This is a genomic window from Pseudomonas sp. 2,4-D (assembly GCF_030418155.1).
GTDB lineage: Bacteria > Pseudomonadota > Gammaproteobacteria > Pseudomonadales > Pseudomonadaceae > Aquipseudomonas > Aquipseudomonas alloputida.
Window position 1 is genome coordinate 22,453 of sequence record NZ_JAUHUI010000049.1, and the last position, 14,686, is coordinate 37,138.

The following is a 14,686-nucleotide window of genomic DNA, read 5'->3' on the forward strand; positions in this document are numbered from 1 at the left end:
TATCCCGTACATGACAGTGACATCTCCTGCACCTTCGTCGAGGGAACGAGCGAGGATAAGACGATGGCCCACTCTGCCCTGCCGGTGGCTGACACATGAGCCTGGTATTCATCGATTTTCTCACTTACCTGCTGTTCGGCCTGAAGCTCCTGGCGATCACCCTTGCCTCGTTGATGTTCCTGCTGGGCCTGGACGACCTGTTCATCGATCTGTGCTATTGGGGGCGCACGCTGATCCGGCGTTTTCGCATCTACGGCAAGTTCGAAAGGGCCGATGAGAAGCGCTTGTACGAAGTCCCGGAAAAACCTTTGGCCATCATGGTCCCCGCCTGGAACGAAGTTGGCGTGGTCGGTGAAATGGCGCGCCTGGCCGCTTCGACCATCGACTACGAGAACTACCAGATCTTTGTCGGCACCTACCCCAACGACCCGCAAACCCAGGCGGACGTGGACGCGGTGTGCCTGCACTTCCCCAACGTGCACAAAGTGGTCTGCGCCCGCCCCGGTCCCACCAGCAAGGCCGACTGCCTGAACAACATCATCGACGCGCTGCTGCGCTTCCAACAGGACGCCGGCATCGAGTTCGCCGGTTTCATCCTGCATGACGCCGAAGACGTGATCTCGCCGATGGAGCTGCGCCTGTTCAACTACCTGCTGCCGAGCAAGGACATGATCCAGATCCCGGTGTATCCCTACGCACCGGAGTGGAAGGGCTTTACTGCCGGCCACTATGTCGACGAGTTTGCCGAAAACCACGGCAAGGACGTAATCGTGCGCGAAGCGCTGACCGGCCAGGTGCCCAGTGCCGGCGTCGGCACCTGCTTCAGCCGCCGCGCCATCAGCGCACTGCTCGAGGACGGTGACGGCATTGCCTTTGACGTACAGAGCTTGACCGAAGACTACGACATCGGCTTTCGCCTGAAGCAAAAAGGCATGAAGTGCATTTTCGCCCGCTACTCCATCACCGACCCGGCACTGACCCTGAAGCAGGAATGGCGCCCAGGCATGAGCCGGGAGTTCTCCCAGGTGATCTGCGTGCGCGAGCACTTCCCGCGTGACTGGCAGCATGCGATCCGGCAGAAGTCGCGCTGGATCGTTGGCATCGTGTTCCAGGGCACCAGCAACCTCGGCTGGAGCCGCAAGGGCGCGCTCAACTATTTCCTCTGGCGTGACCGCCGCGGGCTGTTCGCCTACCTGCTGAGCTTCCTGGTCAACCTGTTACTGCTGGTGTTGCTGGCCATGTGGCTAGTCACGGTCATTGCGCCGGAGTCGTGGCGCTTCATGTCGATCCTCAGCGACAGCTGGTTGCTGTCGACCCTGCTGTGGCTGAACGGCCTGATGCTGCTCAACCGGCTGTTCCAGCGCGCCTGGTTCGTCACCCGCTTCTATGGCATCGGCGAGGGCCTGCTGTCGGCCCCGCGGATGATGTGGAGCAACTTCGTCAACTTTTTCGCCAACCTGCGTGCACTGCGCCAGGTAATGGAAATGGGCGATTCGCGGCGCGTGGCCTGGGACAAGACCACCCACGAGTTCCCCGCCATCGCCTCCCCGGCTCGCACACCACTGGGCCAGCGCCTGGTGGCCAAGGGCCTGATCACCGACGAACAGTTGCAGCAGGCCATCACCAGCCCGGTTCGTCGGCGCCTGGGCCGCGAATTGCTACTGCGTGGCTGGCTGAACAGTGAGCAGTTGGTGGCCACCCTGGCCGAACAACTGGACCTGCCCTGGGCACCGCTGAACCCGTTCAAGCTCAGCCCGCAACTGATCGCCAAATTGCCGCGCAAGCTGGCCACCCATTACGGCGTACTGCCAGTGGACGAAGACGGCGACACCTTGATTCTGGCCAGTGAAAGCCCGGTCAGCCAGGTGTCGCTGGGTGTGATCAGCCGCCAGCTGAAACGCCCGGTCAAGGCACGCCTGGCCCCCCAGGGCCGGGTCACGCTGGGCCTTCGCTACCACTACCCAAGCCCCTTACAGCGTCAAGAAACCCGAGACATGCTGGCCGTGCTTGAACGCCACCAGGACGACGAAGCGCTGCTGGAGCGGGTCAGCCCTCACCAAGTCATGCTAGGCGCTCTACTGCAGGTGCGCGGCATGGTCCCTGTCACCCTGTTCAACCAGGCGTTGATCGACTTCGACCCCGAACACCAAAGCCTCGGTGAGCACCTGATTGCCCGCGGCATCATCACCAGGCAGGTGCTGGAGCAGGCCCTGATCGAACAGGCCAGCGAACAGCAAGTGGCGATTGATCTGACCCGGGAGGTGGCATGAAGCCGCGTTTTTCCCTCACCTTCACTGGCCTGCTGCTGTGCTCCGCCGCCCTGCCCGTTGCCGCTTCGGCGCCGATGACCGACTTCCAGCGGTTCACCAGCTTTCCGTTTATGGACCGCAGCTATCGCGAGGCCAGGAAAGACAACTGGGCTGAAGTCGAGCGCCTTACCCGCCATGTCCTGGGCCGGGTGCCGAACAACGACGAAGCCCGCGCCCTGCTGGTCGAAGCCCTGGCCCACCAGCGCCGTTACAAGGAGGCCCAAGCGCTGGCTGAGCAGCTAGGCGACAGCCCCGAATACGCCGACGCCCTGCTGGAGCTGCGCCTGACCTGGATCGAGCAGGACCCGCCACCGGCCAGCCAGGTGGAACAATGGCTGGCCGCCAGCGACGGCAACCACCGGGTACAGCTGTGGCAGGCCTACAGCCTGAGCCTGGCCAAGTTTGGTGGCGCCGCCAAAGCGCTGGGCTGGCTCAACCAACTGCCGCCCGGTGGGGACGGCCAGGTCCTGCGCCTGGCCCGGGCCACCTTCGCCGAACAGCTGCGCAACTGGAAAGAAACCATCGAGCAACTGCAGCCGCTGGCCGATACAGGCCAGTTGCCTGCCCAAGACTGGCAACGCCTGGCCAATGCCTATATCCAGCAAGTCGACGAAAAGGGCCTGACTGCGCTGCTGGCCCGCGCCCCCTCCTGCGCAGCGGCCAACCAGACGCGGCTGGCCATGGCCAACCGCGCCATTGCCGTCGGCCACCACCAGCAGGCCCAACGCTGGCTGCAGTCGCTACCGCCTGATCAACTGCAGCAACCCGAGCAGCGCCAGCAACTTTGGCAACTGGCCCGCGAAGGCGACGATGCAGCGCTGGTGCGGCGCCTGAGCAACGACCTGCAGCGCCCCTGCCTTGAAACGGTCGACTGGCTGTCACATCAAGACCCGGACCTGGCCCGGGAACAGTTCAAGGCCTGCCCCGCCAGCGCCGACCCTCGGGCCTATGCCGTGCTCAAGCAGCGCCTGTATGGCGCCCCGCCGCCGCCCCCGCAGCCGCGCACCGCCGCAAAATGGGAACAACGCTATCGGCAGACCGGCGACCTCGCCGCCCTGGAACAAACCACCTTCCTGTTGACCGAACAGGGCGACGGCGATCACGCACGGCACTTGCTGGAGCAAGCCTACGACCGCCACCAGGGCCGCCTCGGCCCATCGCTGCTACAGCGTCTGGCCAACTTGTATGCCCGTGACGACGGGCCCCTGGACAGCCGCCGCATGCTCGGCCTGATACCCCGGGTCAACGCCAACACCCGCGCCCAGTTGCTCGGGCGGCTGGCTGAGGCCGGCCAGTGCGATGCCATGCGCCAGGCAGTGCCGGCCACCCCGAGCGAACCTGGCCAGTACCGCGCCCTCGGCCGTTGCGCCATGCCCGACCAGCCAGGTGAGGCGGTGGTCTACTACCAGGCTGCCGAGCGTTTGGGCGACCCTGGCAACCGTCTACCGCTGGCCTACGCACTCGAAGCGGCCGGCGACTCCGAAACCGCCCAGCCCATCTGGCGCAGCCTGCCAGACAGCGCCTTTACCGATAATGCCCGCCTCACCGCTGCCCGCGGCGCGCTGAATGCAGGCGACGCCGATGCAGCACGCCGCTACTGGGACGCTGCCGCGCACCAGAGCGCTGATGACTGGGCGCTGGGCGCCGCCATCGCCCAGCGCCAAGGTGACCCGCAGGCCGCGCTGGGCTTCCAGCGCCAGGCGCTGGCGCACAGCCCGCGCGCCGACCACTACTACGCCGCGTCCAGCACCGCGCAACTGGCCGGCGACAGTGCGCAGAGCACCGCCTGGCTGGCCGAAGCCGTGCGCCTGGCCCCCAACCAGCCGCGCTATCGCGCCGACTACGGCATGCGCCTGGCTGGCTCGACAGACAAGGCTCAGCGCATGCAATCGATCCCCTACCTTGAACACGCCACTCACGACTTCCCCGAGGACTACCGCCTTGGCGAAACACTCGCCTTGCGCTACGACGAACATGCCGACAGCGCTGCGGCACGCCGCGAACTGCGCCGCATCCTCGACGTAGAGCAGAACCTGGTCGACGGTGATGACGAATACGGCAGCCTGGAGGCCCGCAAATACCGCCAGCGCCGCGCCCACCAGAGCCTGTCACGGCGCGACACCATTACCCTGGCCAGCACCTGGTCGCCGGCCGGCACCTCGACCAACGACAAGTTTCTCGACAACGGCCAGCGCAGCGGCAGCTCGCGCCGGGCGCAATCGCAGAACGTGCAGCTGGCCATGTGGGACCATGCCCTGGGCGAGGAGCCCAGCCGCGATGGCAGCACCCTGTCAGTGTATGGCCGGGTACTGTTCGGTGGCCAAAGCCGCACCGACTATGCCCAGAGCATGGGAACCGGTGTCGGCCTGCGCTACAAGCCGCTCGGCCAGGCCAACCTCAACCTGTATGCCGAGCTTTACCACCAGCGGCAGATCGACGAAGCACACTATCGCGGCCTCAGCCTTGGCCAGTTGCTGAGCCCGGCCAAGGTCGGCGGCAACTGGGGCGATTTGCGCCACCACGCCGAATCGAGCAATGACCTGCTGCTGCGCGCCACCGCCTCGTTCCTCGACCAGGGCGGCTGGCGCAACGATTGGCGCATCGATGAGGACGACTGGAACGAACGGTTCCTCTACCTCGATGCTGCCTGGTGGACCCGCGCCGGCGACCATGCCTGGCTGTCGCGCTACCAGCAGGGCCACGCCTGGAAGCTGCCGGGCAGCTCGCCGCAAACGCTCATGCCCTACGGCTTTGTCGAGTTCTCCAGCCAGGACCCCAGCAACGACTGGCGCCAGGACGCCCGCGCCGGGGTTGGCGTGCGCTGGCAATGGTGGTTCGACGACGACCGCTACAACGCCTACGGCGGCTCGCTGAAAGTGCGTGCCGAGTACCAGCAATCGTTGGGCGGTAACCTCTACGAGCGCGCCAACGGTGTGCTGGTCGGTGCGGAGATGACCTTCTGATGCGTACGCTCATCGCCTTCTGCCTGCTGGCCCTGTGCCTACCGGCCACAGCTGACCAGCGCCTGTTCTACCAACCCCTTAACCGAGATGCCAGCGTCACACCCGCCCAGTGGCAGCAACTGTGGCAAGCCACCGCGGCCAAGGGTGGCAAAACCCTGATCGTGCAATGGAGTGCCTATGGCGACAGCGATTTCGGCGGTGCCCAGGGCTGGCTGGCCAACAGCCTGCGCACCGCGCGCGCCGAGGGCTTGCAGCTGGTGCTGGGGCTGTACATGGACCCGGCCTACTACCAGCGACTCGACGAGCTGGATGGCGAGGGCCTGAACAGCTACTGGAAAGCGCAGCTGGGGCGGTCGCTCAGCCAGTACCAGCAACTGCGCCAGGCCTGGCAATTGCCAGTGGACGGCTGGTACCTGCCCATGGAACTGGACGACCAGCATCTACGCGAGACCGAACGGCGCGATGCGCTGTACAGCCAGTTGCAGGCCTTCAACCGCCAGTTGGACAAGCCGTTGCATATCAGCGCCTTCAGCACAGGCAAGCTGTCGCCGCGGGTCAATGCCGTCTGGCTGGATCAACTGGCCGGCTTGGGCTTGACTGTGTGGTGGCAGGATGGTGCCGGCACCGGGCGTTTGCCGGCGTTGGTGCGTCAGGGCTATGAGCAGGCGTTGCCGTGCCGGGTGGGTGTGGTGCGCGAGGCGTTCCGCCAGGTGAGCGCACCCGAGCAGGCGTTTCGGGCGGAGCCTGCCGAACCCAGGCTGAGTAACGGGTGCCATGCCGAGGCAGTGTTTGCCTTGCGCTACCGGCCCTGGGCCCGGGGTATCTTGCCACAGCAATGAATCGCCAGGGCCGGCCTCTTCGCGGATAAACCCACGGGTCTCCCGCACCGTACGGCCCCTGTAGGAGCGGGTTTACCCGCGAAAGGTCCAGGCCTGAAAAAGTAGTAGCCTCCGGAGCCAACCGATGTTCAAGACCATCGAAGCCCACGTACGCCAGCAGGTCGCGCCCGCCGCCCTGCGCGCCGAGTTCCGCCAGCACGAATTCGAGTCCATGCGCTCATTCTGCCTGCTGGTATTCTCGATCAGCGTCCTGATCTGGCTGGTCTTCGACCTGATCGTCAGCTTCCTCGGCGACCAAAGCTTCACCTGGCTGTCCTTCCTGTTCATCGCCCTGCTCGGCAGCCTGATCGTAGTGCTGCGTTTCACCCGCCGCAGCCATCACTTCGACGTGCTCAACCTGCTGTTCATTACCGTCATCACCCTGGGCATGCGCCTGGTAATCGAAGGCATCCCGATAGCCCTGCGCCCAGTTTGGTTGGTGCTCGGGGTGTCCACCGTGCTGTATGCCATGTCGGTGCTGCCGGTGCGGCGCTGGTCATTCTTCTGCGCGATGGTCATCACCTGGGTGATGCTTAATCCGTTCTACCACACCCGCATCGAGCCCGATGCGCTCGAAGGCGCCATGCTGATCAGCTATGCCGTGTTTCTAAGCGGCCTGGTCAGCTACAGCTACCTGCAGATCCGCAAGACCAAGCTGCACAATTTCTACCTGTCCAAGGTGTTGCTGGAGCAGGCCTACGTCGATGCCCTGACCGACATTCCCAACCGCCGCTCGTTCATGGCCCAGGCCGACCGCCAGCTACGGATGGCGACGTCCGGGCAGTACCTGGCCATGATCGATATCGACAATTTCAAGCGGGTCAATGACCGTTTCGGCCATGACGTGGGCGATGAAGTGCTCAAGCGCGTGGCCCTGCATATCAAGACAAGCATGGCCGATCAGGCGTTTGCCCGGCTGGGAGGTGAAGAGTTTGCGATCTTCTTTGAAGGGCTGGATCAGCAAGGGGCCGAGCAGCGAGTGGCAGCGCTGTGCCAGCGCGTGCGCGAGGACACTGGCGAGCACCCGGTCACCATCAGCATTGGCCTGGCCAAGATCAACCGGGGAGAGAGCCTGACCACCGCGCTGGTCCGCGCCGACCAGGCGTTATATGAAGCCAAGCACACTGGCAAGGACCGCTTTGTGTCGTGGTCCAGCGAGCTGGCAGAGCAGGATTAGCAGGCCCGTCTCTTCGCGGTTGCAGCGCCCCTATCCTCCGGCGGGTAAACGAATCCTGAACTGCGCCCCACCCAGCGCCGACTGCGCCAGGGTCAAGGTGCCACCCTGCCCCTCGATCGCCCGGCGGCTGATTGCCAACCCCAGGCCAAAACCACCGGTGTTGCGATCGCGGCTGCGGTCCAGACGGTAGAACGGCTGGAAAACCCGCTCGCGCTCCTCCACAGGGACGCCAATCCCGTCATCCTCCACCGTCAGCAGACAGGCGCCATCGGCTTCCAGGCGCAAGCGCAGCAACAGGCTTTCATCGCAATAGCGCATGGCATTGCGCACCAGGTTCTGCACCGCGCGCGCCGTCAGCCGCGGGTCCAGTACAAAGCGCGGCAACTCACCCTCGGCCCGCACTTCCCATTGGATACCCCGGCCATCGAGCTCCTCGGCAAAGCCGCCAAGCACACTGTCGACCAGCTCCAGCAGCGATACCTCCACCCGCTCCCGCGCCTGGTCGGCGTTGTACAACCGGCTATAGGACAGCAGCTCCAGCACCAGTTCATCCAGCTCGCGCACATGCCCGACCAGCTCCAGCAGGCGCTTGCGGCTGGCTGGCGGCACTTCGTCGAACAGCAGCACCAGGCCGAAGTCCAGCCGGGTCAGTGGCGTGCGTAACTCGTGCGATACCGCATTGAGCAGTTCACGCTGCTGGTTGACATGGCGTTCCAGGTCACTGGCCATGGTGTCGAATACCCCGGCCAGTTCACCAATGTTGGAGTGAGGCGAAATGTGCGTACGCTCGGCCATCTGCCCCTGGCCCAGGCGCCGAGCGGTCTCCTTGAGGCGCTCCAGATCACGCCAGTGCGGCCAGACCCACAGCAGCAGGCAACCCAGCATGGCTGCACCAATCAATACGGTCACGCCCCACGACAGCACGTTGATGTCCAGCGGGTCTGGCGGGGAATGCAGGCTTACCAGCCACTCCTTGTCCAGCGGCGCCAGCACCGTCTCGTAATAGCCCCACTCGGCAATGCGCACTGCGTACAGACCATGCTCCAGGCGCGCCTGCTCTTCATCGCTCAAAGCGGCCTGGTCCATGCGCTGCAACTGCAGTTCCAGCGGCGCGAAATCACTGGCCAGCTCCTGCTCCACCGCTGACCACTGCTCGCGCGGGGCCTGGCGGAACTGGCGCACGATCAACGCCTGTACACCCTTGGCCTGGTCCAGGTTGTAGGCCATGAACCGGTCGCGGAACAGGCCGACGATGGTGTCAGGGATGAACAGCAATGCACCGGCGTAGGCGACGATGATCACCAGGTACAACCGCACCAGGATCTTGAGCATGGCCGATCAGCACTCCCACTCGACACGGCTGAACAGGTAGCCCTTGCCCCACACCGTCTTGATCTTGCGCGCTTCGCCGGCGTTGTCGTCGAACTTGCGCCGCAGTTTGGAAATGGCCACGTCAACGGAGCGATCGGTGCCATTGAACTCGATGCCACGCAGTTGTTGCAGGATACGGTCGCGGTTCATCACCTCACCGGCATTGCGCGCCAGCACCACCAGCAGGTTGTACTCGCCGCTGGACAACTCCACCTCCTCCCCGCGCCAACTCACCGTGCGCTCGGCCAGGTCGATGCGCAGGCCACCAATCAGGATCAGGTCGTTGTCCAGGCGCGGTTCGTTGACACTGCTGCGGCGCAGCAGCGTGCGCACCCGGGCCAGCAGCACGCGTGGCTCACAGGGTTTGGTCACGTAGTCGTCGGCCCCCATTTCCAGGCCAAGCACCTGGTCATGGCTGTCGTCGCGGGCAGTCAGCATGAGGATTGGCAGGGTCTGCGACTCCTGGCGCAGCAGCCGGCACAGCTGCAGGCCATCGATACCCGGCAACATCAGGTCAAGGATGACCAGGTCAGGCCTTTGCCGACGGTACTCGTCCAGCACATGATCGCCCCGGGCGATCACCTGGACATGGAAGTCGTTGCGTTGCAGGTAGCTGGCGATCAGCTCGGACAGGGCGCTGTCGTCTTCGACCAGGAAAATGTTCGGCATAGGTGCTTGGGCGTCTGGGTTGAAGTAAGCCTGTGGCGAGCACTTCGCCGGTAAACCCGCTCCTGCAGGTCCCCGTAGGAGCGGGTTCACCCGCGAAAGGGCCAGCACAGGCCCATGCAGAATATAGAACCCAACCACTCGAAAGGATCATTCTTCACACTTTTTCACACTCGCCCTACAGGTATTAACAGCCGCCCAGGCAGCGTCTGCCTTAGCATACACACGGTCATCATCGGAAGATCCGCATGCCTACTACCCTCTCCCCGTGCCTGCGCCCGTTGGCGCTCATGGCATTGCTGAGCCTGTCCCTGACCGGCTGCAGCGACAGCGCCGAGCCAGACGAACAGGCCCCCACTGCGCAAGTGCGCGTGGAAACTCTGCAACTGCAGCCACTGGCCATCAGCAGTGAACTCAGCGGCCGTATCCTCGCGCCACGCACCGCCGAAGTGCGTGCGCGGGTCGCAGGCGTGGTGCTCAAGCGGGTGTACCGCGAAGGCAGCGACGTCAAGCAGGGTGATGTACTGTTCCTGATTGATCCGGCGCCGTTCAAGGCCGACCATGACAGCGCCCGCGCCACGCTGGCCAAGGCCGAGGCCACCCGGTACCAGGCGCGCCTGCAGGAGCAGCGCTACCGCGAGCTGGTCGACGACAAAGCCGTCAGCCGCCAGGAATACGACAACGCCAAGGCCAGTTTCCTGCAGGCCGATGCCGAAGTGGCCGAAGCCAGGGCGGCGCTGGAGCGCGCCCGGCTGAACCTCGGCTATGCCACCGTGACCGCGCCGATCTCCGGCCGTATCGGCCGCGCCCAGGTCACCGAAGGCGCGCTGGTCGGGCAAAACGAAACCACCCCGCTGGCGACCATCCAGCAGTTGGACCCGATCCATGCCGATGTCACCCAGTCTACCCGCGAGCTCAACGCCCTGCGGCGCGCCCTGCGCGCCGGCGAATTGCAGCAGGTGGGCGACGGCCAGGCACGCGCCACGCTGATCCAGGATGACGGCAGCGCCTATCCGCTGCCGGGCAAGCTGCTGTTCTCCGACATCAGCGTCGACCCCAGCACCAACCAGATCACCCTGCGCAGCGAGTTCCCCAACCCGGACCTCGACCTGCTGCCAGGCAGCTACGTGCGGGTACGCCTGGAACAAGCGGTGCAACCCAAGGGCCTGAGCGTGCCGCAACGCGCCATCCTGCGCGACAGCGCCGGTATGCCCAAGGTGCTGGTGGTAGACCAGCACGCCCGGGTCAGCGACCGTCAGGTAGTACTGGGCAGCGCCCAGGGTGACCGCTGGATTGTCAGCGAGGGCCTGGCGGCCGGTGAGCGGGTGGTGGTCGAGGGCCTGCAGCACGTCAAGGCCGGTGACCAGGTGCAGGTCGACAATACGCCCGCTGCCCCACCCATCGCACAGCATACCGGCCAGTGAGGGCCTGATTCATGCCGCAATTCTTCATCGATCGCCCGGTATTCGCCTGGGTGGTCGCACTGTTCATCCTGCTGGCCGGCGCGCTGGCCATCCCGCAACTGCCGGTGGCCCAGTACCCCAACGTGGCACCGCCGCAGGTGGAAATCTACGCCGTGTACCCAGGCGCCTCGGCGGCGACCATGGACGAAAGCGTGGTCAGCCTGATCGAGCAGGAGCTCAACGGCGCCGACAACCTGCTGTACTTCGAGTCGCAGAGCAGCCTGGGCAGCGCCACCATCACCGCCACCTTCGCCCCGGGTACCCACCCGGACCTGGCCCAGGTCGACGTGCAGAACCGCTTGAAAGTGGTCGAGTCGCGCCTGCCGCGCCCGGTCACCCAGCAGGGCCTGCAGGTGGAGAAAGTGTCCACCGGCTTCCTGCTGTTGGCGACCCTCACCTCCGAAGACGGCAAACTCGATGAAACCGCGTTGTCGGACATCCTTGCACGGAACGTGATGGATGAAATCCGCCGCCTCAAGGGCGTCGGCAAGGCCCAGTTGTATGGCTCCGAACGGGCCATGCGCATCTGGATCGACCCGCGCAAGCTGATCGGTTTCAACCTCACGCCCAACGATGTAGCCGAAGCCATCGCCGCGCAGAACGCCCAGGTCGCCCCTGGCAGCATCGGCGATCTGCCCAGCCGCAGCACCCAGGAAATCACCGCCAACGTGGTGGTCAAAGGCCAGTTGAGCAGCCCCGAAGAGTTTGCTGCCATTGTCCTGCGCGCCAACCCGGACGGCTCCACGGTCACCATCGGGGATGTCGCCCGGGTTGAAATCGGTGCCCAGGAATACCAGTACGGCACGCGCCTGAACGGCAAACCGGCCACGGCCTTCAGCGTGCAGTTGTCGCCCGGCGCCAACGCCATGGAAACCGCTACCCTGGTACGGGCGAAGATGCAGGAGCTGGCGCGCTACTTCCCGGAAGGCGTCAAGTACGACATCCCCTACGACACCTCGCCGTTCGTCAAGGTGTCGATCGAGCAGGTCATCAACACCCTGTTCGAGGCCATGCTGCTGGTGTTCGCAGTCATGTTCCTGTTCCTGCAGAACCTGCGCTACACGCTGATCCCGACCCTGGTCGTGCCAGTGGCATTGATGGGCACCTTCGCCGTGATGCTGGCCATGGGCTTCTCGGTCAATGTGCTGACACTGTTCGGCATGGTGCTGGCCATCGGCATTCTGGTCGACGATGCCATCGTGGTGGTGGAGAATGTCGAGCGCATCATGGCCGAAGAAGGCTTGCCGCCCAAGCAAGCCACGCGCAAGGCCATGGGCCAGATCAGCGGTGCAATCGTCGGCATCACGCTGGTGCTGGTGGCGGTATTCCTGCCCATGGCCTTCATGCAAGGCTCGGTGGGGGTGATCTACCAGCAGTTCTCGCTGTCGATGGCGGTGTCGATCCTGTTCTCGGCGTTTCTCGCCCTCAGCCTGACCCCGGCATTGTGCGCCACCCTGCTCAAGCCCGTGGCCAAAGGCGAGCACCATGAACGCAAAGGCTTCTTCGGCTGGTTCAATCGCCGCTTCGAAAGCATGAGCAACGGCTACCAGCGCTGGGTGGTGCAGGCGCTCAAACGCAGCGGCCGCTACCTGCTGGTGTACGCGGTGCTGCTGGCGGTGCTGGGCTACGGTTTCAGCCAGCTGCCTACGGCGTTCCTGCCCACCGAAGACCAGGGCTACACCATCACCGACATTCAACTGCCGCCGGGCGCCAGCCGCATGCGCACCGAACAGGTAGCCGCGCAGATCGAGGCGCACAACGCCGAAGAACCGGGCGTGGGCAACACCACCTTGATCCTCGGCTTCAGCTTCTCCGGTAGCGGGCAGAACGCGGCGCTGGCCTTCACCACCCTCAAGGACTGGTCCGAGCGCAGCGCCGACGACAGCGCCCAGTCGATCGCCGACCGCGCGACCATGGCCTTCACCCAGCTCAAGGACGCGATTGCCTATTCGGTACTGCCGCCCCCCATCGACGGCCTCGGTGAGTCGACCGGTTTCGAATTTCGCCTTCAGGACCGTGGCGGCATGGGCCACGCCGAGCTGATGGCAGCCCGTGACCAGCTGCTCGAAAGCGCCAGCAAAAGCAAGGTGCTGACCAACGTGCGCGAAGCCTCGCTGGCGGAAAGCCCGCAGGTGCAACTGGAAATCGACCGCCGCCAGGCTAATGCACTGGGTGTGTCGTTTGCCGATATCGGCACGGTGCTGGACGTGGCCGTGGGCTCCAGCTACGTCAACGATTTCCCCAACCAGGGCCGTATGCAGCGGGTGGTGGTGCAGGCCGAAGGTGACCAGCGCAGCCAGGTCGAAGACTTGCTGAACATTCACGTGCGCAATGACAGCGGCAAGATGGTACCACTGGGTGCGTTCGTGCAGGCCAGGTGGGTCAGCGGCCCGGTGCAACTGACCCGCTACAACGGTTACCCGGCGGTGTCGATCTCAGGCGAGCCAGCCGCCGGCTATAGCTCGGGCGAGGCCATGGCCGAAGTCGAGCGGCTGGTGGCGCAGCTCCCGGCCGGTACCGGCCTGGAATGGACCGGCCTGTCATTGCAGGAGCGGCTGTCCGGTAGCCAGGCCCCCCTGCTGATGGCGCTGTCGCTGCTGGTGGTGTTCCTGTGCCTGGCTGCGCTGTATGAAAGCTGGTCGATCCCGACTGCGGTACTGCTGGTCGTTCCGCTCGGTGTGCTCGGTGCGGTGCTGGCGGTGACCTTGCGCGGCATGCCCAACGACGTGTTCTTCAAGGTTGGCCTGATCACCCTGATCGGCCTGTCGGCGAAGAACGCCATCCTGATCATCGAGTTCGCCAAGCATCTGGTAGACCAGGGCGTAGACGCCGTCGACGCCGCCGTGCAAGCGGCCCGCCTGCGCCTGCGGCCGATCGTGATGACGTCGCTGGCGTTCATCCTCGGCGTGGTGCCCCTGGCCATCGCCAGCGGCGCAAGCTCTGCCAGCCAGCAGGCGATTGGCACCGGGGTGATCGGCGGGATGCTCAGCGCCACCCTGGCGGTGGTTTTCGTGCCGGTATTCTTCGTGGTGGTGATGCGCCTGTCCGGGCGACGCCAGGCGCATGACAGTGACGGGCAACCCGTGCCCCGCGAAAGCTGACTGGACAAGCCCCGTGTGAAATGGGAGGGTTCCCGGCAATGACTGCCCGGAACCCTTTTTCATGCCTGACGCACTCCCCCCCTGCTCCATACTCATTCTCGCCGGTGGCCGCGGCCAGCGCATGGGCGGCCGTGACAAGGGCCTGGTGGACTGGCAAGGCGAGCCGTTGATTGCACATGTTCATCGAGCGGTGCGGCCACTGAGCGACGACCTGGTCATTTCCTGCAATCGCAACCAGGCGGCTTACCGGGCATACGCCGACCGGTTGGTGGGCGATGCAGAAGCCGACTTCCCCGGGCCGCTGGCGGGGGTGATTGCCGGGCTCAGGGTGGCACGTCATGCGTGGGTGGTGGTGCTGGCTTGCGATGCGCCGCTGGTTGATCGCGAATTGATCGAGGGCCTGCTGCGGCTGGCAGTGGCCGGTAACAGCGCGGCAATGGTGCGTCAGGGTGGTTTTTGGCAGCCGATGTTCAGCGTACTGCCCAAGCGGGTGTTGCCGGTGCTGGAACAGGCCTGGGCAGCGGGTGAGCGGAGTTTGCAGAAGGCCTTGCTGCGCGAGGCGGTGCAAGGGCTGGAGTGCGCCGAGAGTGATCGCCGGCTAAGCAACTTCAACAGCCCGGAGCGGCTGCAGGACTGAGGGCATGACACCGCCCTCACAGGTAATCCACAACACCTCAGGACTGGTGATCTTGTGGGAGCGGGCATGCCCGCGAAGAAACCACCGCGGTGGATGGCACCGGCTCTGCCGGTGTTCGCGG

Annotated in this window: 9 protein-coding genes; 7 read left to right on the top strand and 2 right to left on the bottom strand. The window is 64.9% G+C overall.

Annotated elements, in window-relative coordinates:
* Positions 1-95: 95 nt before the first annotated feature.
* The 4 genes from nrfB to QYE47_RS24045 all read left to right on the top strand — a co-directional run bounded on the left by nrfB (position 96) and on the right by QYE47_RS24045 (position 7,327).
* Complete coding sequence (gene nrfB, locus QYE47_RS24030) at positions 96-2,270, top strand: cyclic di-3',5'-guanylate-activated glycosyltransferase NrfB (RefSeq protein WP_070383949.1); 2,175 nt, start codon at positions 96-98, stop codon at positions 2,268-2,270.
* Complete coding sequence (locus QYE47_RS24035; protein WP_070383950.1) at positions 2,267-5,272, top strand: phage receptor; 3,006 nt, start codon at positions 2,267-2,269, stop codon at positions 5,270-5,272. Before nrfB ends, QYE47_RS24035 begins: the two co-directional genes overlap by 4 nt.
* Positions 5,272-6,111: a DUF4434 family protein gene (locus tag QYE47_RS24040; RefSeq protein WP_070383951.1), complete on the top strand. Its 840-nt coding sequence runs from the start codon at positions 5,272-5,274 to the stop codon at positions 6,109-6,111. Before QYE47_RS24035 ends, QYE47_RS24040 begins: the two co-directional genes overlap by 1 nt.
* Positions 6,112-6,235: 124 nt before the next feature.
* A complete protein-coding gene (locus QYE47_RS24045; RefSeq protein ID WP_070383952.1) occupies positions 6,236-7,327 on the top strand; it encodes a diguanylate cyclase in 1,092 nt (363 codons plus the stop codon).
* A gap of 30 nt (positions 7,328-7,357) precedes the next feature.
* Here QYE47_RS24045 and QYE47_RS24050 read toward each other — a convergent pair whose 3' ends face one another.
* Together QYE47_RS24050 and QYE47_RS24055 are read right to left on the bottom strand one after the other, a co-directional pair.
* Positions 7,358-8,659, bottom strand: a complete 1,302-nt coding sequence (locus QYE47_RS24050; RefSeq protein ID WP_014590806.1) for an ATP-binding protein — start codon at positions 8,657-8,659, stop codon at positions 7,358-7,360.
* A gap of 6 nt (positions 8,660-8,665) precedes the next feature.
* The gene (locus QYE47_RS24055) at positions 8,666-9,367 is read right to left on the bottom strand and encodes a response regulator transcription factor (RefSeq protein ID WP_019437505.1); all 702 of its coding nucleotides are present in this window, start codon (positions 9,365-9,367) and stop codon (positions 8,666-8,668) included.
* A gap of 245 nt (positions 9,368-9,612) precedes the next feature.
* Between QYE47_RS24055 and QYE47_RS24060 the strand changes: the two genes are divergently transcribed.
* From QYE47_RS24060 to mobA, 3 genes are all read left to right on the top strand, one after another.
* Positions 9,613-10,788, top strand: a complete 1,176-nt coding sequence (locus tag QYE47_RS24060) for an efflux RND transporter periplasmic adaptor subunit (RefSeq protein WP_019437504.1) — start codon at positions 9,613-9,615, stop codon at positions 10,786-10,788.
* Between the two features lie 11 nt (positions 10,789-10,799).
* Positions 10,800-13,928, top strand: a complete 3,129-nt coding sequence (locus tag QYE47_RS24065) for an efflux RND transporter permease subunit (RefSeq protein WP_014590803.1) — start codon at positions 10,800-10,802, stop codon at positions 13,926-13,928.
* A gap of 61 nt (positions 13,929-13,989) precedes the next feature.
* Positions 13,990-14,565 carry a molybdenum cofactor guanylyltransferase MobA gene (gene mobA, locus QYE47_RS24070; protein ID WP_014590802.1) on the top strand — a complete coding sequence of 192 codons (576 nt, stop codon included), beginning with the start codon at positions 13,990-13,992 and terminating at the stop codon, positions 14,563-14,565.
* The last annotated feature ends 121 nt before the right edge of the window (positions 14,566-14,686 follow it).